General features: G+C 69.4%; 16 protein-coding genes. 5 read left to right on the top strand and 11 right to left on the bottom strand.

Features of this window, described 5'->3' with window-relative positions; genetic code table 11:
* Positions 1 to 650 (top strand): MFS transporter (locus CW362_RS08945; RefSeq protein WP_162684006.1); only part of this gene is annotated, 650 nt, incomplete at its 5' end.
* A 36-nt stretch (positions 651 to 686) separates the two neighbouring features.
* Here the strand turns inward: CW362_RS08945 and CW362_RS08940 are convergent.
* From CW362_RS08940 to CW362_RS08910, 7 genes are read right to left on the bottom strand one after another with little or no spacing between them, the layout of a single operon-like run.
* Positions 687 to 2,342, bottom strand: coding sequence for an alpha-keto acid decarboxylase family protein (locus tag CW362_RS08940; RefSeq protein WP_103548827.1), 1,656 nt, complete (start codon positions 2,340 to 2,342; stop codon positions 687 to 689).
* A gap of 21 nt (positions 2,343 to 2,363) precedes the next feature.
* Positions 2,364 to 3,179, bottom strand: a complete 816-nt coding sequence (locus CW362_RS08935; RefSeq protein WP_206300899.1) for an MBL fold metallo-hydrolase — start codon at positions 3,177 to 3,179, stop codon at positions 2,364 to 2,366.
* Between the two features lie 31 nt (positions 3,180 to 3,210).
* The gene (locus CW362_RS08930) at positions 3,211 to 4,206 is read right to left on the bottom strand and encodes a sugar phosphate isomerase/epimerase family protein (protein ID WP_103548825.1); all 996 of its coding nucleotides are present in this window, start codon (positions 4,204 to 4,206) and stop codon (positions 3,211 to 3,213) included.
* Between the two features lie 2 nt (positions 4,207 to 4,208).
* Positions 4,209 to 5,123, bottom strand: coding sequence for a myo-inosose-2 dehydratase (iolE, locus tag CW362_RS08925; RefSeq protein WP_103548824.1), 915 nt, complete (start codon positions 5,121 to 5,123; stop codon positions 4,209 to 4,211).
* Positions 5,120 to 5,644 carry a hypothetical protein gene (locus tag CW362_RS08920; protein WP_103548823.1) on the bottom strand — a complete coding sequence of 175 codons (525 nt, stop codon included), beginning with the start codon at positions 5,642 to 5,644 and terminating at the stop codon, positions 5,120 to 5,122. Before CW362_RS08920 ends, iolE begins: the two co-directional genes overlap by 4 nt.
* Positions 5,641 to 6,762 carry a ferritin-like domain-containing protein gene (locus tag CW362_RS08915; RefSeq protein WP_103548822.1) on the bottom strand — a complete coding sequence of 374 codons (1,122 nt, stop codon included), beginning with the start codon at positions 6,760 to 6,762 and terminating at the stop codon, positions 5,641 to 5,643. Before CW362_RS08915 ends, CW362_RS08920 begins: the two co-directional genes overlap by 4 nt.
* Positions 6,759 to 8,687 (bottom strand): GMC family oxidoreductase, encoded by a 1,929-nt coding sequence (locus CW362_RS08910; RefSeq protein WP_103548821.1) that lies wholly within the window; start codon positions 8,685 to 8,687, stop codon positions 6,759 to 6,761. Before CW362_RS08910 ends, CW362_RS08915 begins: the two co-directional genes overlap by 4 nt.
* 969 nt (positions 8,688 to 9,656) lie before the next feature.
* On the opposite strand from CW362_RS08910, the gene CW362_RS08905 reads away from it, so the two are divergent.
* The 3 genes from CW362_RS08905 (at position 9,657) to CW362_RS08895 (ending at position 16,013) form a co-directional block, all read left to right on the top strand.
* Positions 9,657 to 13,343, top strand: coding sequence for an ATP-binding protein (locus CW362_RS08905; RefSeq protein ID WP_103548820.1), 3,687 nt, complete (start codon positions 9,657 to 9,659; stop codon positions 13,341 to 13,343).
* Positions 13,344 to 13,363: 20 nt separating this feature from the next.
* Positions 13,364 to 15,202: a glycoside hydrolase family 15 protein gene (locus tag CW362_RS08900; protein WP_103548819.1), complete on the top strand. Its 1,839-nt coding sequence runs from the start codon at positions 13,364 to 13,366 to the stop codon at positions 15,200 to 15,202.
* Between the two features lie 361 nt (positions 15,203 to 15,563).
* Complete coding sequence (locus tag CW362_RS08895; RefSeq protein ID WP_103548818.1) at positions 15,564 to 16,013, top strand: spore-associated protein; 450 nt, start codon at positions 15,564 to 15,566, stop codon at positions 16,011 to 16,013.
* Positions 16,014 to 16,166: 153 nt separating this feature from the next.
* Here CW362_RS08895 and CW362_RS08890 read toward each other — a convergent pair whose 3' ends face one another.
* From CW362_RS08890 to CW362_RS08875, 4 genes are all read right to left on the bottom strand, one after another.
* Positions 16,167 to 16,484, bottom strand: a complete 318-nt coding sequence (locus CW362_RS08890) for a hypothetical protein (RefSeq protein WP_103548817.1) — start codon at positions 16,482 to 16,484, stop codon at positions 16,167 to 16,169.
* A gap of 64 nt (positions 16,485 to 16,548) precedes the next feature.
* Positions 16,549 to 17,238, bottom strand: a complete 690-nt coding sequence (locus tag CW362_RS08885) for a DJ-1/PfpI family protein (RefSeq protein ID WP_103548816.1) — start codon at positions 17,236 to 17,238, stop codon at positions 16,549 to 16,551.
* Positions 17,239 to 17,367: 129 nt separating this feature from the next.
* A complete protein-coding gene (locus CW362_RS08880; RefSeq protein ID WP_103548815.1) occupies positions 17,368 to 19,455 on the bottom strand; it encodes a hypothetical protein in 2,088 nt (695 codons plus the stop codon).
* 150 nt (positions 19,456 to 19,605) lie between these two features.
* Positions 19,606 to 20,505: a phosphotransferase family protein gene (locus tag CW362_RS08875; RefSeq protein WP_103548814.1), complete on the bottom strand. Its 900-nt coding sequence runs from the start codon at positions 20,503 to 20,505 to the stop codon at positions 19,606 to 19,608.
* Positions 20,506 to 20,645: 140 nt separating this feature from the next.
* Here CW362_RS08875 and CW362_RS08870 point away from each other — a divergent pair, with 140 nt between their 5' ends.
* Complete coding sequence (locus tag CW362_RS08870) at positions 20,646 to 22,706, top strand: restriction endonuclease (protein WP_206300897.1); 2,061 nt, start codon at positions 20,646 to 20,648, stop codon at positions 22,704 to 22,706.
* Positions 22,707 to 22,775: the final 69 nt, after the last annotated feature.

The raw sequence follows: 22,775 nt of genomic DNA, 5'->3' as shown, positions 1-22,775 counted from the left end.
CGGCCGTGACCGTCGGCCGCGACGACCGGCCGTCGTTCGTGAGGCTGTCGCTCGCCGTGGTCTGCCGGTCGATCGTCTTCGTCGGCCTGAGCAGCTTCATCTCGCTGTACGCGCAGGAGCGCAACGGCGGCAGCACGGCGGCGGGCACCGCGGCGCTGTTCGTCCTCTACGCCGGCGGCGCGGTGGGCTCCGTACTCGGCGGCCGGCTGGCCGACCGCTGGGACCGGGTCACCGTCTCCCGCTGGTCGTACCTGGTCACCGTCGGCTCCGTCGCGGGGGTCGTGCTCGCGCCCGGCCAGGCGCTGTACCCGTTCGTCGCGCTGACCTCGGCCGGCCTCTACGTCCCGTTCTCGCTCCAGGTCACGCTCGGGCAGGACTACCTGCCCACCCGGGTCGGCACCGCCGGCGGAATCACCCTCGGCCTGACCGTCAGCATCGGTGGTCTGGTCAGCCCGCTCATCGGCGGGGTCGCCGACGCCACGTCGCTGCGCACCGCTCTGGCACCGCTCGTTCTGATGCCCGCCCTGAGCTGGTGGCTCTTCCGCACCCTGCCCGAACCCGCCGTGCCGCGGTCCGGGACGGTGGCGGTGCGTCGGAAGGCGGACGGTTCCGACGACGCGCCCGCGCCCGTACGGTCCGAGAACGGCTGACCGGCACAGAGCTGACCGGCCCGCGTCCTGGGCCCGCTAATGGGCCTTCCACCTCGCGTTGTCGGGGATCGTCTTCTGCGGCACCCGCACCTGGATGACGGACGGACCGCTCGAGTTCTCCAGTGCGCCCGTCACGGCGTCCCCCAGTTCGCCGTACGTGCCGACTTCCCACCCGCGGCAGCCGAAGACGTCCGCCAGAGCACTGTAGTTCCACCGGTGCAGCTCGCAGGGCTTGTAGAACGGCTCGTCGGAGTGGAACACCCCCGCGTCGGCGAGCCACTGCTCCACGGCGTAGACGCCGTTGTCGATGACGAAGACGATCGGATCGAGCCCCAGCCGGGTCTGCGTCGAGAGGCACTGGGCGGTCATCTGGAAGCCGCCGTCACCCGAGAAGACCAGTACCCTCTGCCCGGGCCCCTTCGCGAGGCAGATGCCCGTCGCGGCCGGTGCGCTGTAGCCGATCGCCGAATAGGACGACTGGACGACGAACCCTCCCGGGCTGGGCACGTCGAGCAGCAGGCTCCCGAAGTAGTTCATGCTCGCGTCGGCGCCGACGATGGTGTTCCTGTCGACGTACTGCTGGACGTAGTCGTAGAACCCCTGATACGTGATGACGTCGGTGTCGCTCACGGTCGGCACGCCGCGGGCCGGGATCTCCGGAAGTTTCCGCTCCTTGGGCGCGATCTCTTCCGCCAGGATGCCGTCGATCAGGTGCTCCAGGGCGACCTGTCCGCCGAAGAAGGTCCCGAACTTGACCGCGTCGAACGACGCGAACGCGGTCTTGTCGTAGTCCGGGTCCCAGCCCAGCGAGTTGATGTCCGTCAGCCACACGCCGAGGGCCAGTACGAAGTCGGACGTGCGGGCCAGGTCCGTCACGACCGTCGACGACGCCTGGCCGTCGAGCACGCCGACGAACAGCGGGTCGTCCTCGGAGAGGACGGCCTTGCTGAGGAGTTCCGTGACGAACGGGACGTTGAGTTGCTGGATCAGGCTCAGGGCCTTGTCCTGAAGGCCGAGGCGGTCGATCTCCACGCCGAGCCAGACGAGGGGGTTCTCGGCGCTCTCGAGCTTCGCGCAGATCCGCGCGACCGACTGCTCCAGGCTGGTCTCGTCCGACAGGATCCTGGCCGGCTTCAGAACGCCCCTCGGCGGCTCGCACTCCAAGTCGACCATGTCCTGGAGCAGTTCGATGTAGATCGGACGCCGCTCGCTTATGCACCGGGTCAGCGCGTGATCTATCAGCGCCGGCGCGAGGTCCGGATTGTCGATCCGTACGGCCGCCACCGTCAGGTGCTCGAACGACTGGAGATCCGTTTCGCGTCCGCTGATGAAGTGATGCGCGCTGAAGCCGGTCTGCTCGAAGACGATGGTCTTCTTCACGCTCGGCGTGCCGTTGATCAGCACGAGCGGCACCTTCTCGACGTAGGCGCCGGCGACGGCGTTCACGGCGCACAGCGCCCCCGCGGAGTAGGTGACGCAGAGGGCGCCGATCCCCTTCATCCTCGCGTATCCGTCCGCCGCGTAACCGGCGTTCACCTCGTTGACTTCCTCGATGATCTTCGTGCCGCTCGGTGCGACGTACCGGTTCAGCCATTCGATGGAATAGTCGCCCGCGATGGCGAACAGGTGCTCCAGGCCCAGTTGACGGAGCCGGTCCACCAGGTACCGCCCTACTGTGCAGCTCTCGCTCATGATTGAAGCGCCTCTCCGTGGTCAGTAGTCGCTCGCGCCGCCGAACAGCCGGGGCATGTAGATGTCGAAGATCCCCGGGCACCTGCGTTCCGGATAGCGCTGCAGCATGAAAGCCTTGAAGGCGTCGCCCGTCAGCCCGTCACCGATCGCCTCCCGCGCGGCGGACAGGTACTCGATGTTGCGCGCGACCTCGTTCTTGTCGGCCGGCAGGCCGTGGCCCGGCATGAACAGCTCGTAGTCCGACAGCAGCATCTCCCGCAGTACCCGGGTCCAGTGGTCCAGGTGTTTCGTCAGGTACAGATGGGTGCCGCTGTAGATCAGGTCCTGGGTGAAGTACACGCCCAACTCGGGAAGCCTGATGGTGAGGTGGTAGTCGATCTCCGTGTCCGTCACCCGGTCGAAGACGTACCTGACCCCGTCGATCTTCTCCTCACCGGGGTCGACGGCCTGTTCGGGAACGACCACGCGCTCCGGGAGGAGGTCGCCGAGTTTCCAGTGGTCGCTCCTGGAGTCCTCACCGTGGTCGTGGATGAAGGTCATGGTCTCGGACAGCGCGTGAACGGTGACGTCGGCGAACGCGGTCCCCAGTCCGAACCAGTGGTCGGGGTGCCGGTGGGAGACGTACAGCCTCTCGATCGGTTTGCCCAGGCTGTCCGCGTAGTCCCTGAACGCCCTCGCGTAGGGGGCGAGGAACTGCCCGTCCACCAGAACCAGTTGGTTCTTGGTTTCGACGATGTGCGTGGCGTTCGCGATGTTGCCGGCCGCGAAGGACGCGACGAAGGTGTGAATACGGACGTCGCCCGTCTGCTTCACGACCATGACGATGGGATCTGACACCTGGGCCAGCATGGGAGTCCCCTCTCCGAGATTACGTGATCCGCTCTCCCAGCTCCTCCAACGCGGCCCTCGCGACGTCGTAGGCGCTGTCCCCGCCGGGCACCGGGTCGTCCTCGCCGGGCCGCCAGAAACGCCGGCGCGCCATGCGCATGGAACTGTCGAACGGCGGGATCGCGTTGAACACTTCGATCAGGTACGGCCCGTCGTACACCGGCTCGATCTCGTTCGAGACGACGTCCCACGGGATCCAGCTGTCCTTCACCGCCCCCCGGTCGGGCGCGGAGATGTGGACGTAGTAGAGCCGGTCCTGCCGTACCGCTCGCGCGACGTTCTCCTTGAGGACCGACGGGCCCTGGCTCTCCATCACGACCTGCGCCGTGTCGACCGTCACGCCGCCCTGCGGGTGCTCGAGGCCCTCGAGGAAGTCCAGCACCTCCGAGACCATGTTGGGCGGCGGGGTCTCCCAGCTCTTGACGGGCTCGACGGCGAGTTTCACCTCGCGCGCCGCGGCGTACTCCAGCAACTCCTCGAAGACGGAACGCGCCGCGTCGTAGCGCGGTTTCATCCAGTCCTGCAGGGCGTCGCTCCAGATCGGCTCGTCGGTGTCCGTGACCGGGAAGACCCCGTAGGGGTAGATGAACGGCCCGGACATGATCGAGTCGCCGCCCAGGACGTGGGTGATGTCGACGCGGGACTTGAGGTAGGACAGGGCCTGCCCGCGCTGTTCCTCGTAGGGCGAGGTCGGGTCGAAGGTGCGCGTGGTCCCGACGTTGGTGGTGAACTTCACCTCCCCGAGCCCCGCCTGCTCGAACACCTTCTTCAGGCCGACGTAATGGTCGACCTCGAGCTTGTGGTCGACGGTCGTGGGTCGAGCGGCGATGTGCACGTCGAAACCGTCGTAGCCCATGTCGGTCAGGGCCTTGAGGTGATCGATCAGTACCCGGCCGTACCGTGCGTCCTGCGGCCGCAGATCAGCCGTGAACATGAAGAAGCTGAAGAAGACGTCTCGTCCGAGTTTCGCGTTCATGGTCACCAGCCCAGGATGTCGGCGAGGTAGGCGCGGGCCTTCTTGGCGTATTCGAGCGGGACGGCCTTGTTCGGATCCTGCTCCGCCTCCACGACCAGCCACCCCTCGTAATGCGCGGCGGCCAGCGCTTCGAGGATGGGCCGGAAGTCGATCCCGCCGTCTCCGGGCACGGTGAAGACACCGAGCTGGATGCCCTCCTGGAACGACAGGCCCTGTTCCCGCACCCGGCTCACGACCTCGGGCCGCACGCTCTTCAGGTGGACGTGGCCGATGCGGTCGGCGTGGGCTTGGACCAGCTCCAGCGGATCGTCGCCGGCGAAGGCGATGTGGCCGGTGTCGAGCAGCAGGTGGACCAGCTCCGGATCGGTCGAGGCCATCAGCCGGTCGACGTCGGCCCGGGTCATCACGCCGGTGCCCATGTGGTGGTGATAGCTGAGCTTCATCCCGGCCGAACGGGCGATCCCGCCGAGCTCGTGCAGGCCCGATGTCAGGGCGTCCCACTGGGAATCGGTGAAGACGGGGCGATTGGCGAACACGTCCACGGGAAGCAGGTGAGACGAGGCCCCGAACTCGGCCACGACCAGCTCGGTCCCGCTCAGGGCCTTGATGTGGGACAGCGTCTCCTCGAACGCGGCGATCGTCTTCTCCCGCATTCTGCCGACCGTGAAGTACGTGCTCGTCCAGGGCTCGGACACGCTCAGACCGCGCAGATCGAGTGCGGCTTTGAGCTCGGCGGCGTCCGAGGGGTACTTGTGCCCGATGCTGCACCCCTGGAAGCCGGCGAGCGCCATGTCGCTCACCGCCTGGCCGAAGGAGATGCCGGCGTCGATGGAGGGGAAGTCGTCGTTCCACCACAGGGTGCAGCAGACGCCGAGCTTCACCTTGTCCGGACTGAGACGGTGGAGTGTGGCCGTCATCTCGTCGCTCCCTTCAGGTAGCGGTCCGCGATGCGGGGCGGCTCGGCCCAGGAGCCGTATCCGGGGGCCTTGGCACCTGGAGGATTGGCCCCGATGGCCCGCCACAGCAGCCCTTCCTGATAGGCCGCGGCGGTGACCGTGGAGGTTTCGGCCGCCGTCCGGGCCCCGTGGCGGTCGGTCCACTCGGGCGGCAGCGCGTACCACATCCCGGCGTACCAGAGCTTGATCACGTTGCGGGCCACCGGGCCGAGCCGGTCGTCACTGAGGATCCGGTGACGCAGGGCCCGGTCGAACAGATCCCGGTCGAGCGGGGTCCGGGCGTGGCTTCCGGTACCACCGGCCGCGTCGGCCCGGGCCGCCCGGTGGGCGTCCAGGAGGTCGGTGACGACCTCGTCGCCGCAGGCGGCCCGCACTTTCGCCAGGTATGCGTGGGCCATGCCGGTGCCGAGCAGATCGGTCTCCTCGAAGGCGGTGAGGTCGACCGACAGGGAGAGGAACTTCTCGAACGACGGGGCGGTCATCGTGTCACCGTCCGGGCTGTCTCGTCGGTCGCCCCGGCGTCGGGTGAGACCCCCGGATCGGGCCCGGCCCCGGCCGGAATCTCGAAGGTGGGGCCGGCGTGCAGGCCCCCGCTCCCCGGCAGGGGGTTGCACACCAGCCGGTTGAACCCGTCGCGCAGGCGGAACATCTCGCAGACACCCTCTTGCAGGAGGTCCGGCCGGCCGTCGAACGCCTTCGTGAGCAGGGCGAGGAACGCCCCGTAGTCGGCGTTGAAGTCCCTTGCGACACGGGCGAGTTCCGATCCCGCCGGATAATCGGCCAGCCGGACGCTCACCTTCACCTTGTGCACCTCGTCCCAGGAGATGCTCAGCGAAGGCCCCGAAGGCGCGTCGGGACGGTCTCCCACCTGGTAGTAACGCCCGAGCTGCAACTGCCGGAACCGGTAGTAGTGGGCCAGCTCCCCGTCGGCGTCGTAGATGCCGGAGTCGAGGCCCTCGCCCTGGCCGGCGATGAACCGGAGTGCCTGCTGGGCCGATTGCAGGTCGGTGACGACGGTGATCGCCCCGCCACCGGAGTAGAAGTACTCGGGCCCCACCTGACGGGCCGGGTCCCCGTGGAAGAGCGCGGGGTCGTTGGCCGCCACCTTCTCGAGCCCTTCGATGATCTCCTCGTAGAATTCGCCGATGCTGTAGAAGCGCATCTTCTCGGCCGTGGGGCTGGAGACCAGGAAGTGGGTCCTGCTGTCCGGTGTCTCCACCAGCCGCGAGTCGGCGCTGGGGGCCTTGCCCGGCCGCTCGATCTTGCAGAACGTCTCCACCGCCTCGGGGGAGAAGGGCCGCAGGTCGACGGTGAAGTCGTCCTCCCCGTCCGGCAGATAGGCCGGATAGGACGGCACGAAGCCCGGGCGGGTCAGGTCCGGCTTCCCGCCGATGGCGTTCAGGACGTTGGCGGCGAGGGTCAGGTGCAGCATCTCCTCCACCGCGGTCACCCGGATGATGTGGGCGGCGTCGGAGTTGGTGCCGGAGTGTATGGAGTAGTACGCGGTCAGGTACGGCGGGATGGTCGCGTGCTCGAGCGACATCGCCGCGTTCAGGTAGCTGACCAGGTCGTCACGGTTCTCGATGGTCGACGCGATCATGGTGCCGTCTCCCCAGAGGTGGTCGCCGCCTGGTCCCGGCCGGTGGTGACCTCGATCGGTGCGGTCTCGGAGTCGAGCTGGGCCAGCATGGCCCGGACGCTGCGCAGACACAGGGCGGCGAGGGTGAGCGTCACGTTCGAGGTGCCCACGGTGGGCATGCTTCCGCCGCCTACCATGTAGAGGTTCTCGTGGTCCCAGCACCGCTGGTCCGCGTCGACCACCGAGGTCGACGGTTCGCGGCCCATCACGTGGGTGCCGGCGAGGTGGTTGCCCCCGCGGATCTCGTACCCCTCGCCGTCGTGAACGGCGTAGCCCCAGAACTCCGGGTCGTACGCGGTGTGGTCCTCGGCCCCCAGCCGGGCGAAGATCCGTCTCGACAGCTGCCGGGCGTACGCCACGCCCCGCATGGTGTACTCGGGGACGTTGTAGCTGAGAACGGGCCGCATGTTGCCCAGCTCGTCGGTGAAGTCCGGGCTCACGGTGACCCGGTTGCTCGGGTCGGCGGGGACCTCGACCATGAACGCCAGCTGCAGTTGGCGGGACACCCGGTCCACCAGGCCCTGGCGGAGGGACTCGCCGTAGCGGCCACCGGAGTCCACCAGGCCGATCAGGTCGGTCATCGGCGCGCCCCGGGCCCAGCCCCAGCCGTCGTTGTGGATGTCGACGGTGAACGCCGCCTGGCGGCTGCGGAAGCGGCCCCCGCGCAGGTCGGTGATGCCGCCCGTGCAGATCGTGCCGCGGAAGGTGCCGGCCACCTCCGGCAGCAGGGCCCACGCGAGCAGATAGGCGTGGTCCATGAAGTTCCGCCCCATCAGGCCGCTCGAACCGCGCAGGCCGGAGGCCAGCATCAGCCGGGGGTTCTCCACCGCGTTGGCGGCCAGGACGAACAGCCGGCCGCGGGCTCTCATCGTGGTGTGGCCGGGGCTGTCGGGCCGGTCGTAGCGGCGGTACTCGATCTCGGTCACCCGGCCCGTGCTCTCGTCGACGTGCACCTTGTGGGCCACCGCCTGTGCCACCAGGTCGACCCGGCCGCTCTGGAGGGCCAGGGCCAGGGTCTTGCCGGCGTTGTACTTGGCCTGCACCGGGCAGATGGGCACGCAGTTGTTGTTGCCCTGGCACCGCTCGCCGACCTCGACCTGGTACGCGCTCACCGCCCCGCGCGGCACATATCCCCGTCCGCCGTCGTAGGCCGGGTTCGGTATGCCGTTCCGGCCCTGCGGGAACGGCCGGACCCGCAGCTCCCGGTGCTCCCCGTCGAGGTCGACCGGCATCCCGTCGACGTCCTTGGCGACCGTCCGGTCCAGGTAGGACAGGGGCAGCCCCTTCATGGGGAAGACGTAGTCCTCGTCGAAGCCGATCCCGAGGTAGGCCTGGTCCTCCACGTCGGCGGAGACGCCGATCTCGCGTTCGGCCTCGCTGTAGTACGGGGCGAGGTCCTCGTAGGTGAGCGGCCAGTCCGCCCCCTCGCCATAGAGCGTCCGCATCCGGAAGTCCTCGGGCAGCATCCGCAGCGCCTTGCCCTCCCAGTGCATGGTGGTGCCGCCGAGGACGCGCGTGTAGGTGGTGTCGGTGGCGAAGGGCCCGCTCTGGACGATGTAGGACGAGGCGTCGGGCGCGCCCGGGGTGATGCGCCGCGCGTCGGTGCCGCGGGGCATCGGGGCGTTGGCGACGGCCGGGTAGGGGGCCTGGTTGTCCTTGCTGATGGCCGAGTAGAACCGGTCGAGATAGCGTTCGTAGCCCCTGAGCGTGAGGTCTTCGGCCGGGCCCGCTTCGAGCAGCAGCACCTTCCTGCCGGCTTCGCTCAGCCGCAGGGCGACCAGAGCGCCGGAGATCCCGCCGCCGACGACGACGGCGTCGTAGAGGACCTCGGCCGCCGCCCCGGGGTCGGTGCGGTGCGCCGCCCCCTTGGGAAACTTCGCGTACATGGGACAGTCACTCCTCCACTGCCAGGCGCAGCCGGGACCGGCGTGGCGGCCTGGGGTCGAGTCGGCCGGCCGCGGTCACACGGCCTCGGTCCGACCGTGCGGGGCGGACGCACGGGGAACGTCGTCGCCCGGCGACCGAGGATCGCTGTGGACACCGAATGCGTCCATGGGCTGCCGCCACGGGTAGGTGTGGGGTCTCTGCGCGAGCGAGCCGATGAACGGCGCCAGAGAGCGCAGATTGTTCATGGCAACTTCGATGGTCGAGCTGCGCGTTGGTGTCGCTGCTGGTGCGCGGCGCACAATCCACTGCCGCGCCAGCAACGATACGCGGGTACCCCCAAGATCGCTGAATTTGCCGGGGCGCGTTCCCCCCGCCGCGCTCTGCCGGCGGACGGGACGGAGCCATCTGAAGGAGCCTCAGGAAACCTTTTACGCACACAGTTTCCTGGACGCCGGAGCCGGTCGGCACGGACGTCCCTCGCCTCCCGTACGCGCAATACGGCCGCGCCACCGGTCCGTTGGAAGTCCACCACGGCCGCCGACCGGCAGGAGCTCAAAGGTGTTCAGCCGGTCTTCGCCGGTCAACTGCGCGACCGGCCCCGGGAAATGGCCTTTTCGCGCCGCGCCGCGGAAGGGCCGGCCGCCGTCGGCCCACCGGTGGATCGCGCCCCTGCCCGGAGAGGATCCTCGCCCACTCCCCCGGCCGCCCGGGAGGCCTCCGGCGACCGGTCCGCGGGCCGTGTTGCGATCTTCCCCACCAGTGCTTTCATGGAAATGAAGGCATGCGTGCCATAGGAATATTCGCGAGGCAGCCGCCCCGTGCGGGGCGGCGCTGCGGCGGTGCGGGGCGGAGCACGCGCAGGTGATGCGTGGTGCCACCCGCACGGGTCACGGGTTTCCGTATGTCTCCCCATCCGGCGCCCGTATGACGTGTCCCTCAGCGATGTGCAGCACGGAGGGAACCTCCTCATGCCCACCAAGGTGATCCGCCGTCCGGAAGGCAGGGAACGGCCGCACGACGCGCCGTGGTACACGCTGTACCCGCGGCGGTGGTGGTCCCGGTTCTCCGGGGCGACACGCAAGGAATGGCGCGCTTTCAGGACGAAGAGGGAAGCGCACAGGAGCATCGCCGCGGCACGCAGCTGGCGCCCCGGCTGGTTCTCCCTCGGGCCGTTGCTGCGCGTATACGCTTTTCTCGGGACGATTGTTCTTCTCGTCTGGGTGGGGCTGCTCGTCTACGATTTCCAGAAGACCAGTCACGAAACGGAAGAGCAGCTCAAGGATTCACAGCTCCACAAGGTACTGGAATCCCTGTGGCTCGACGCCGTTTCCCATATCGTCGGCCCCGTCCTGACCGGTTCCCTGATCCTGACGTTCTTCCTTCTCTACTGGTATCACAAGACCAAGAAGCCGCTCGTCGACAAGGCGCGCACACGTCCGCACGAGCTGGTCTCCACGGGCGGAACCTTCGGCAACCGGATCGTCGGGCGCCGTGAACTTTCCCAGGTGATCGCCCAGACCCTCCGCAACCGGAAAACCCGGAAGCCCTATCTGCTCGTCGGTGGTGTGGGCGTCGGAAAGACAGCCGTACTGGTGGAACTCACCCGAATGCTGGCACAGCAGTCCGCCGTTCCCGTGCCCATAAGTCTGCGCGACATGAAAGGCGACGGTGAGCTCGATTTCGAGGAAATGGCGCGGCGCCGCTTCGCGGAGGAAGCGGACCAGGGGGTGCTGGCCGGCAGCAACATCGACAAGACGTGGCGGCAGCTCAGACTCGACGGCAAGGTCGTCGTCATCGCCGACGGCCTGGAAGAGGCCCTCCTCGACGAGAAGTACCAGGAGGACCGCGACAACATCATCCGGCGGGCGATAGAGCGGGCGGACCGCCAGAGGCTGCCCCTGGTCATCGCCTCGCGCCCGCACACACCGCTGGAGGGCACCCGGGCGGCGATCGCCGACATGGAACCGCTGAGCGAGGAGGCGGCCCTGGAATACCTGGTGGGGGAACAGGGCGAGCTGGACGAGCGCCGCCTCGACTGGGTGGTGGAGACCGCCAAGGTCGTGGAATCGCCGATCTATCTGCGGATCGCCCGTCTGCTGCAGCAGTGCGGACTGCTGGACCACCTCACCCTCCGCGGAGAGAAGGACCGTCTGGACACCCGGAGCAACGACTGCTCCACTCTCCGGCTCGGATTCCTCAACACCTATCGCCAGGCCATCGAGGACGGGCGCGTATTCGACGACCTGGTGATGGGCCGCGAGGAGCGCCGGGAGAGCATGTGGGTCGTGTCGGCCATGGCCTGCCTGGGACTTCTGCAGGACAGCATCGAGGTCACGTTCGACGATTTCGTCAGCGCACATGCGAACGACCTTCGCGTACGCGCGCAATCCCAGGGAAATCGGCAGGAATCACCGGACACCGCCCAACAGTACGGAACTCGCCTCTCCATTTCCCCGGCGCAGCGCGACGCGATCTGGGGTGTGATGTGCCGGAAGATCAGCGGGTCGGCCTCCTGGCTCAACACCCTGGATTACCCCAACGAATGCCGGACGGAATTGGCGAGGCACACCGCCAACGGCCAGCTCCTCGGACTGGTGTACGGCCGCAAGAACAAGGTCCGGTTCCCGCACAGCATTCTCCAGGCCTACATGGGCTATCGCCTGCTGAGAGAATTGCCGGACGACAAGATCGCCACGGTCGTCGAGCCGGCGCTGCACAGCCCGGGTCCGTCGCGGGAACTGCTCATCGCCCTGGTGCTGCTCTCACGCCACCGGGCGGCTCCCCTCACCCGCCGGCCGGCCGACACGTCGCGCACCGCTCATCGTGCCCGGAACCGTCATGGAACGTCGCCGAAACTGGCCGAGCTGCTCAGCAACGCCGCGGCGGCCCGGCATGACGCGAAGTACTTCGACCTCTACGCCGCGGCCATGGAAATCGACTGTGTCGATCCGGTGCCGATACAGGACAAGCTGGCCCATGAGCTCGATGAACAATGGGCGGGTCTCGACATCAGAGGCGATCAGCGGACCATCGAGAGCGCGAAGCTGAGGCTGGTGCGGAACTTCGGAGCCGCTCTGCGTGAACGGGACCGCCGCAGCAAGGCGAGCCGTCCCTCCTCAGGGTGTCCGGAACAGGATCCCGCGCGCCCGGCCCTTCCCTACAAGCACCTCTTCCAGATCGGCACGCACGAGCCCTCCCACACGGTCCGGATCGCGATCGCCCATCAGATCGCCGCCGGTGGCGACGCGGCCTTCCAGGAACTGCGCGCGGAATTCCCCATCGGCTCCGATCCCATATCCCAGTACCTGGGAAAGATCCGTGACGCCAAACAGAAACTCGACCGCGACTACACCGCCTGGCTCAACGAGGAGGATCCGGACCCTGCCGCCGGTCCGGAGGCGGCGGAGAAGAGGCAGCGGGAGCACGACTGGATCGTGAGGGAGTACGAGCAGAGCCGGACCACGTGGTGGCGCCACTTCACCCTCCGGGCCTGGCTCGTTCCCATGGTCGTCGGGTCCGTCTCCGAGAAGTACCGCGACGAGGCCAAGGAACGGCTGAGCATCTGGTTGCGCAACCTGGCCCCCCAGCCCGGACAGCAGAGCCCGCCCATGCCGCTCTCCTTGGAGAACGCTCTGGCCGAGGGCTTCAAGAACGCGGCGAACCGCAGGAGACGGCACCCGGAGGCCTACGAGGAGACCCGGGCCCACCTGGTGGCCCAGGCGGAGAAGATGCTCACCTGCAGCCGCTACTGGTACGCGCAACTGAGCCTTCTTCAGGCGCTGTGCCTGTGGGAGCTTCCCGACACCGTCGGACGCGCTCCCGGGTCCGGCACGACGAACCGACGGAGCCGTTCCACGCCACCGGCCACCAGCCTCACGAAGGGCGACGAGGTGGCGTCCGGCAGTCCCACGGAGCCCATAAAGTCGGTCACCCGCTGGCTGGCGATGGCCGGCAGCGCGCACGAGAAGACCCCTGCCCACATCGGCGCCGCGTACCGGCGCCACGGCGAGAAGGTCCTCCACCCGTTCATCGCCGAAGCCGGCGATCTGGTGACCCTGGCCCTGGAGACGGGACACCCCGAGCGGTTCATCTGGATCGACGAGAACGAGATCAGCAACAGCGTCGGTTCCACCCCGGCCGATCCGGACCGCTACCGCAAGCACAACCTGTGGATCTCCCCGTCCGTCGGCTGGAGCAGCCTGCACCCCCGGGCACAGCGTCTTCTCGCCGACGTCATGGTCCTGCTCAACCTCACCGAGGGCAAAGGGGGTCCGGACGACATCGAGGAACGTCTGAAGCTCTCGAACAGGGCCGCCCTCCCGCACTGCCTCACCCACGACCGGAGCCTGCTCCACCCCGAACGCAGTATCGGCCGGGCCGACAAAGGCGAATCCCGCACCACCTGCACGTCCCCGTGCGAGTTCCGTCTGTGCCCCTATCCTCCCCAGACCGGAAACGCGCAGGCGGAGGTGGCGGAGCTGTTCTGCCGGCAGCAACAGGCGCTCCTGCACAGCCGCTTCCGCTGGCATCCGCCGGCCGTCAGCCGGCACACCGCGCCATGGGTCAGCGTCCCCGTCAGGGAGTTGCACGCCTTCTGGGAGGAGATGGCCAACAGGAACCGCAAGACCACCGATGAGGACGACCACCTTCTTTGACGACCGAAAGGAGCGCTCCGATGGACGGCTACCCACTGATCGAGAACCACGGTCTCATCGGCGATCTGCAGACCGCGGCGCTGGTGACCACCGAGGGCATGGTCGACTGGTTCTGCTCCCCCCGGTTCGACTCACCGAGTGTCTTCGGGGCCCTGCTGGACAAGGAGAAGGGCGGTCACTGCACGGTCCAGCCGGCGCATCTGACCCATGCGACCAAGCAGTTGTACCTGCCCGGCACGGCGATCCTGGTGACCCGGTTCATGACCGAGGCGGGCGCCGGTGAGGTGGTCGACTTCATGCCCGTGACCGGTACGACGGTCACCCCCCGCCACCGGTTGGTGCGTCTGGTGCGCTGCGTGCGCGGCACCATGACGTTCCAGGTCGAGATCGCCCCGCGGTTCGACTACGGACGCGCGAAGCACGAGTTGCACATCACCGAGCACGGAGCGGTCTTCGCCGCGGAGGACGGCACCGAGCTCACCATGCACCCCATCCGTGAACCTGAGGACGAGCGGCTCCTCGACGTCCTCACGAACCAGGACGGCGACCTGAGCGTGTCGGTGACGCTGCAGGCCGGTCAGCACCGCGGGGTGATCCTGGAGATGGGCGCCGAGGGTCCGCCCACCGAGGTCCGCCTGGACGCGTACCAGCAACTCTTCGACCAGACCACGGCGTTCTGGCGCACCTGGCTGACGCAGTCGCGCTACACCGGGCGCTGGCGCGAGATGGTGGAGCGTTCGGCGATCACGCTGAAGCTCATGACCTTCGCGCCCAGCGGCGCCCTGGTGGCCGCCCCGACGACGGCCCTCCCCGAGCAACTGGGCGGCGAACGCAACTGGGACTACCGCTTCACCTGGATCCGTGACGCCTCCTTCTCCGTGTACGCCCTGCTGGGGCTGGGCTTCACCGAGGAGGCCGGGGCGTTCATCGCCTGGCTGAGCGACCGGGTCAAGGAGCGGGCCGGCGACAGCGGGACCACGGGCCCGCTCAACGTCATGTACAAGGTCGACGGCTCGTCCGACCTGGACGAGCAGATCCTCGACCACTGGGAGGGCTACGCGGGCTCCGCGCCGGTACGGATCGGCAACGGCGCCGCGACGCAGCTCCAACTGGACATCTACGGCGAGGCGCTGGACAGCATGCACTTCGCGCACCAGCACGGGTTCCAGATCGGGCACGCTGGATGGACCTCCATGCGGGAGAACCTGGACTGGCTGGCCGATCACTGGGACCAGCCGGAGGAGGGGATCTGGGAGACCCGCGGAGGACGCCAGGACTTCACCTACGGCCGGGTCATGTCATGGGTGGCGTTCGACCGCGCCCTGCGCCTCGCCGAGTCGAAGGGCTGGCCTTCGGCGTACGGACGGTGGCAGACCGAACGGGACGCCGTCTACGAACAGGTCATGGCCAAGGGATGGAACGAGGAACAGCAGGCCTTCGTCCAGCACTACGGCAGTGACGTACTGGACTCCTCGCTGCTGCGCATGGCGACGGTCGGGTTCCTCAGCCCCGACGATCCGATATGGGCCTCGACCCTGGACGCCATCGAGCGGGCGCTGGTCAGCGACAGCCTCGTCTACCGCTACAACCCGGAGGCGTCGCCCGACGGCCTGCGCGGCTCGGAGGGCACCTTCTCGCTGTGCACGTTCATGTACGTCGACGCCCTCGTCCGGGCGGGACGGACGGACCAGGCACGGCTGGTGTACGAGAAGATGATGGGGTACGCCAACCACCTGGGTCTGTACTCGGAAGAAGTTGACCTGACGGGCCGTCAACTCGGTAACTTCCCGCAGGCGTTCACCCATCTCGCCCTCATCGACGCGACCCTCGCCCTCGACAGGGCGCTCGACGGGCGATAGGCTGGACCCGGCGCACCCGGCCGGCGACGCGTCGACCCCCGACGCGCCGGAGCGGGCTCCGGACGTCCGGCGCGGCGGGGGCCGACGCGCGGATCGCCGCCGGCACGCCCCCGGACGCCCGCCCGGCGCCCACCGAAACCGTCACGCGCCTCATCTCTTGTCATATGCATGACATTACTTCGAGCGGCGGGTCACGCCGCGCGCACGGGACAGCCGGGCCGGGCGACACCGGCGCGAGAGCCCCCGCCCCGAGCACCCGCCGCCCGGACCGCACATCTCTCCGGCACCGCACAACCGTTTCGAGATCGCGTGTGTCATACCAAGCAGGAGCAAACATCTCCAAAGATCACAAGGGGGAAATATGCGCTTCAATCGTTCCGTCGTGACGGCCGGCGCCTTCGCCGCGCTGGCCCTGGGGGCCACCACGGCTCTGGCGGCGCCCGCCTCGGCCGCTCCCAACACCACGCCGCAGAAGGTCTGCGGCAGCGCTTACAAGACCGTCAACTCGGCTCCCATCGGCTCCCTGGGCACCGTCTACCTGACGTACAACTCCTCGAACGGCAAGAACTGCGTCACGACCATCCGCAACAACCCGGGCGCCGCCGTGGACATGTCCACGTGGATCTACGTCCCCGACACCGACGCGGAGGGCGACGACTACGGGCAGTACACGTCGTACGCGGGACCGGCCTACGTGTACGGCAAGGGCCACTGCGTCGACTGGGGCGGCCACATCAAGAACGTGTACACCCAGGTCTCCGGCTCCAACTGCGCCTCCCTCAAGGAACAGCGCGTCACCTTCACCCGCTGACCCGCCGCTCCGGCCGACTCGTCCCGGCAGGCTCACCGAGTCCTGCCGGGACGAGCTCGTGTTCCGGACCGTGCCACCGGGGAACCACGGCCCGGCCGGCCCCTCGGCAGGCTCAGTCCCGCACGCGGTGGCGGGGAGACCGCGGGTGTCCGGTCACGGCCGGCGTTCCGGTTCGGTCCGACGCTCGCCGACGACCTTCGAGGACGGAAGCCGGCCCGCCCTGGAGGTGCCTCGGAGGGTGTCGCCGTCGACCGTCACGTCGAACGCCAGGTTCAGCCGCACGGGCCTGGTGACGGCCTGCTTCCAGGTGAGCCGGTCACCGTCGAGGACGATCTCACGGAGGGGCACCTCCTCTCCGGCGCCGTGGGCGACACCGGCCAGGAGGCCACCCTGCTCACGGAGTTCGATCACGGCCTCGATCCTGCCGATGGGGGTGGAGACGGACAGGTTCCAGGTGCCTTCGACGGACATGCCGATACTTTTCCTGACTGTGTGGGAGAAACGGTGGGCGGCCGAGCCGTGGAGGGCCGGGCTCTCAGAGGGCGGCGGGCGTCAGGCCCTGGGCGCGCCAGACGGTGCCGCGCCGTTCGTGGGAGAAGAGTTCTTCGACGGCGTGCGCGACGCGGGGACCCACCTCGCGCTCCAGCAGGTACAGGCCCAGGTCGAGCCCGGAGGTGACGCCGGCTCCGGTGACCAGGTCGCCGTCGTCCACGATGCGGGCGCGGACGGCGTGCGCGCCGGTGGCGTCCAGCATGTCCAGGCCCAGGTGGTGCGTGGTGGCGTGACGTCCCTCCAGCAGACCCGCCATGGCCAGGACGAGCGAACCGCCGCAGACGGTGGCGACCGTGATGTCCGGGTCGTCCATCGCCTGCCCGAGGAGGGCGGGGAGTTCGGTGGTCAGCGTGCGGCCCAGCAGTACCGGGATGAACTCGTCCTGCTTCCACTCACCGGCACCCGCCTCGGTTTCCGGGACCTCGCCGGGCTCGCCCACACGGCCGGAGGCACCGGGCACCAGAAGCATGTCCGCGCGCTCCAGGTCGAGGGCACCCGTGGCGCGCAGTGTCAGACCTCCGGTGCCGCTGACCACCTCACGAGGCCCCTCCGCGGAGACCAGTTCGACGGTCACCGCGCCGTCCGACGCCGAGCCGCCGGCGTACAGCACCTCGTAGGGGGCGATGACGTCGAGCGGATCGAAACCGTCGAACAGGACGACCTGAACGTGCATGGATGTTCCTTCGGGAGTGATTTCCATCGGCCGCTCCGAAGTCAACCGGCCGCCGACGTGATCGCCCAGTGGCACCAGTGACAGGTTCCAACGGGATAGCGCCAGGAACATCCGGACCGTGCGAGGAGGTCAGTCCGTGACGGCCGGGCGGCCGTCGGCGTGCCGGTCGATCCAGGCCAGGGCCGCCGCGCGTTCGGTCTCGGTCGGTACGGGGCTCAGCTGGTCCGGGTGACGGATCAGACAGTGCTCGCGGGCGGTCCGCAGGCCGATCGCGCGGGCTTCCGGGGAGAGACCGGGGTGCTCCGCGACCTCCAGGGCGCGCTGCCACCAACTCCTGCTGCGGAGGTCGACGGCGTAGTGCCACAGCGGCTGTCCGGGGTCGGCCACAGCGATCAGGACCCGGCGCAGGACGTGACCGTTGATACCGGGGGTGCCGAGCAGCCGGTCGGCCACGAGCAGCGGGTGCTCACCGTCGAGACGGGCCCGGACCAGCACCCAGGTCATGAGCTGGCCCACGTCGTGGGCGCGCGAGGTGACGAAGTCCCACAGCTCGGCGGCCTTGGCCTCGTCGGGGGCGCCGAGGTGGGTGAGGAGACGCAGCTCGTTCTTCCAGAGCGGCCGGGCTCCGTTCCACCAGGCGCCGAGCTTTCCCGCGGCCGGATGGTCCAGGTCGAGGGCCAGACAGGTCAGGGTGACCAGGGGGTGGCGCCATTCGGCGTACGTGGTCCGGTACGTCTTGGTGAGGTCCTTCAGCCTGCGCGGCAGCAGCGCGTCGGCCTCGGCCCCCGTGGCCAGGCCGTGGGCGAGGAGGAGTTCGAGGCAGAAGCCGAGCCCCTGCAAACCGGTCTTCGGGTCGGTCACGCGGTCCCGCAGCCAGCTCACGTCGGCGTCGGTGAGCGTCCGGTACCGGTGCCACGCTCCCCGCAGCGCCCCCTCGGAGGCGGTGAGATCGGGTCCGGTACCGGACAGGAGCCCGTCCCGGGCGGCTTCACAGCGGTCCACGGCGGCCAGCACCTCGGTGGCGTCGACGCCGACGAGCACGGAACCGCCGGGCCGCAGCGCCTCCTCCCGTACGAGATCCGCCTGGTCGCGGGCCGCTTCCGCCGCGAGGACGCGCAGCACGTGCGGCAGCCGTTCGTCGGTGCAGAGGCGGACCACCGCGAGGGCGGCGTAGGAGCGGCCGGCGTGATGGTCCGCCCCCGTCTCCCGGCGCCAGTCGGCCGTGACGCCCCAGACCAGCGCGTCGTACAGGCCGCGCAGGGAGGTCGCCGGGGCGTCGGACGCGGTGAGTTCCGCCGCGAGTTCGGCCGCGGCCCGTACCGCGTCGGGCTCGTGGAGCGACCGGTGCAGCTCCAGCCAGGCGTGGACCGAAGCGCGGTCACCGGCGAGCGCGAACTCCCGCACCACGGCGAGGCCCCGCTCGGACGGCACCTGGCGCAGCACGCCGGACGTCCCCGAGCCCATGGCGGCGACGATCTCCCACGCCGCCTCGTGGCCGTGACGCAGCAGCGCGTGGAGCAGTTCCCGCCAGGCGCTCCACTCCGCGAGCCGCCCCCCGTACTCCAGCCGCCAGGCACACAGCAGCCGTTCCGTCTCGTCGGGCGTGAGTCCGTCCCGGCGCTCCAGCGGGACCACGAACCGGGTCACGACGGAGAGGTCCAGGGGGTCGCGCAGCCGGTCGTGGAGCCATTCGGCCTCGGCCGGTGACAGCGACCGGTACCGGAGGGAGGAGACACTGCTGTCCACCGGCTCGTCGAGCGCCTTGAGGAACTGGCGTACGCCGTCGGGGTCCCCGGGGTCGGGCAGACCCGCCTCGTCCCGGTGGGTGACCCGGTCCAGCTGGAAGGCGCTCCGCGGCCCGCCGTCGACGATCCGGAAACCGGGCGGTCCCTCACCGAGCCCGGCGGCGACGGCGGCGTGATCGCCGCCCCAGTGCAGCAGCAGTTCGCCCGTCAGGGCGCCGGAGCGGTCGAAGGCACGCTCATGGGACTGCCAGTGCCAGTAGGCGAAGGAGACGGGGCCGGTGAGGCCCCGCGCCTCGATGAGGGCGGCGGCGTCACCGTGGCCCTCGGACTGGGTGTAGCGGGCTCGCCTCGGCGGCGGCAGCACGAGGAACCCGTCGCCGCCGAGCCCCCGCCACCAGGCCGTGATCGTGGCGAAGTCCGAGCGCCGCCGGTCCGTACGGCGCCCGGGCGGGGTGGTGTCGGGGCTGTTCACGTGCTGCTCCCTGAGGTCTCCGGGATCCGTACCGGACGGGTCTTCCGTCCGGGACTCACCCTGTCACAGGGGTCCGACATCCCCTTTTCCTCGCTCGATGTGCGGCCCGTCGACGCGTACGCGGAGGCGACCCCGGTCGAGACGGGGCGGCTATGACGGGAACAGCCACTCCATCGCGGCGAGGCTCTTGTCGACGTACTTGCGTTGTTCCGTCTCGATGCCGTACGCGAGGTCCTCGAAGACGCTGCACCTGGCGTGGAACACGGCACGCTCGCCGAGCGCCGTGAGGTCGTCGGTGTCGGATCGACAGCTGCCGATGGCGACGCGGGTGGCGGCGGGGCCGAGATCGCGGTGGAGCAGCCCGAAGTCGTGGGCCGGGTCGACGACGGCCGCGTCGCTCCAGTCGATGATGCCGGTCACCGTCCAGGTGACGGGGTCGACGAGAACGTGTTCGATCCCCAGATCGTTGTGGGAGAACACCGGGGTGCATCCATCGCGCGGTGGCGCGGCGTCCAGGAACGCCTCGACGGCCCGGCGGTGCGCCGCCGGTACCTGCCCGGCCACCGTCGCATGGTTCTCCGCGGCCTCGTGCAGCCACTCGGCCGACGGCCGGTGGTCCACGTCCACCAGACCGGCCAGCCGGTCGACCGGAACGGCGTGCAGCGCGGTGAGCAGCCCGCCGAGCGTGGCGGCGACCGACGTGCCGTGGGCCGCTCGCCGGTGCGGCGGCAGGTCCAGCAGGGGCACGCCGGGGAGCTTGCGGTAGGCCAGGCATCCCCGCTCCGCGTCCGTGAACACCGGTTCGGGGACGGGCAGCGGCGAGATGCTGGCGACGGCGGCGAGCACGCGCGCCTCGTGGCCCACCAGAGCGGCCCGCCGGGCCGGGTCGGGCTCCTTGCCGAAGCGCACGATCAGCTCACCGTCGACCTCGTACGCCAGGTTGTCCAGGCCCTCGCCGAGCGGCACGACGGACTCGATCCGGCGGTCGGGCAGGTGCGCGGCCACGACGCCCCGGACGTCCGCGACGCGGCCACGGCTGCGACTGCTCATCCGCCGATCCTATCGATCGACCGCACGAGGCCGACGGTGGTCGCCGGGTGGCCGCGCGGGGCAGCCATTGCTGGATAAAGTCATCTCGTCACACCTGGTTGTGGGGACAGCCAGTGCACATCGGGGAGGGCCTGCACCACATGAGTCGTCGCTCGACCGGTTTCGTCGGCGTCTGGGCAGAGATGCAACGGCAGCAGCAACGCCAGCAGGAAGCCGAGGCCAGACGACAAAGACAGGAAGCCCAGCAAGCACGTGCCCGTCAACGGCGGGCCGCCCAGAGCCACCGCGAGTACCGGCAGGCGGAAGCGCTGCGCCGTACGGAGGAATTGGACGCACAGGTCGCGTCGCTGCAGAACCTCCTCTCCTCGGGTTGCCGGGCTCCGGCCTTCAGGGCTTCCTCCCTCCTGCGGCGCGAGGAGGTCCAGCCCTTCGCTCCGGGGCCCTTGGCGCACCCCGTGGCCATGCCCGACCTCAGCCACTACCAGGCACAGAACGGGTGGACGGCCGGCCGCCGGGCCCAGGCACAGGCCGAGGCGCGGGCCCGCTTCGAGCGGGACTGGCACGCGGCCCAGGCGGCGGAGGCCCGGCGTCAGCAACAACTGGCTTCGTACCAGCGGGAGCACCAGCAGTGGGCCGACGCCCAGCTGGCCGAGGTGAGACGGCACAACGCCGGCATCGCCCAGGTGACCGACGGAGTGGGGCGCCGTGATCCCGACTCGGTCGTGGAGTACTTCTCCGCCGCTCTCTACGCCTCGCAGGCATGGCCGGAGGACTTTCCGCGCCAGGTGACGGCGGCCTACGACCCGGCGGCCCGACAGCTGGTGCTGGACTGGGAGTTGCCCGCCTACGGCATCGTCCCCGAGGCCAAGTCCGTCCGGTACGTGTCCGGGACCGACCAGGACAAGGAAACCGCCCGCCCGGTGGGCCAGCGTCGCGCCCTCTACCGGGAGGTGCTCGCACAGTGCGTGCTCCTCGTCCTGCACGAGCTCTTCGCCGCGGACGAGCCGGGCGCGCTCGAGTCGGTGACTCTGAACGGGTTCGTGGACGGGCACGACCCGGCGACGGGCCGGCCGGGCCGGATCCACCTGGCGACCGTGATGGCTTCGGCCTCGACGTTCCGCGGTCTGCGCCTGGCACAGGTGGACGCGGTCAGCTGTCTGGCCGACGGACTGCGCGGACAGCTCTCGGCCCGCCCCGACCAGCTCACGCCGGTCCGGCCGAGCCGTCGGCCGCAGGACGTCGGGAACCGCGTCGTCGCGCACGGCGGTGACGAGGAACCCGACCTGTACGGCATGGACCCGATCGCCTTCGAGAACCTCGTCGCCGAGCTCTTCCGGGCCATGGGGATGCAGGCGGTCACGACCCAGCGCTCCAACGACGGCGGTGTGGACGTCGACGCGCTGGATCCGGCACCGATCCGGGGCGGGAAGATCGTCGTTCAGGTGAAGCGCTATCGCAACACGGTGCCGCCCACCGCCGTGCGTGACTTGTACGGGACCGTGCAGGACGCCGGCGCCAACAAGGGTGTCCTCGTGACGACGTCGGGGTTCGGCCCCGGCTCGCACACCTTCGCCAACGGCAAGCCGCTCGAGCTGATCTCGGGACCCGAACTCGTCGACCTGCTGCACCGTCACGGGCTGCGCGGACGCCTGGGCGAGGGTGCCCGACGGGCTCCGGAACGACCGACGTCGTCAGGTCCTGACACTCGGCTGCCCGACGACCACAACGTCCTGGGCATGTCGTGGACCGGAGGCGTGGCGCTGGACGTGTGCGCTCTCGTCTGCCGGGGCAACCGGGTCCTCAGCGACGATCACTTCGTCTTCTTCAACAACCCGCGGACGGCCGACGGTTCCGTGCGGACCCTGGCCGCCACCGCGCCCGACAAGGCGGCGATCTGCGTCTCCTTCGACGGCTTGCCGGACGAGGCCGACCGGTTCGTCCTCGCGGCCGCGATCGACCCGGAGGTCAACCCTGACGCCGACCTCTCCGGATTCACGGACGCCCGCATCCGTCTGCTCGACCCGGGGATGACCGAGCTGGGACGACTCGAGGTCTCCGACGGCCGGCCCCGCGAGACCGCCCTGGTGCTCGGGTCCTTCCGCCGAAGGTCGAACGGCGACTGGGACTTCGTCCTGGGCGGCAAGGGCTACACCGGTGGCCTGGAGGAACTCGTGCGGGATTTCGGCATCGAGGTGGACTAGACGGACTTCGCACCCGGCAGCCGCCGAAGGCGTATTTCGTTGTCCGGGCGACAACGCTGTTCGATACGT

The organism is Streptomyces populi (genome assembly GCF_002911015.1).
Taxonomy (GTDB): Bacteria; Actinomycetota; Actinomycetes; order Streptomycetales; family Streptomycetaceae; genus Streptomyces; species Streptomyces populi.
Note: the sequence above shows the minus strand (reverse complement) of the source record. Positions and strands in the feature narration are given on the sequence as shown.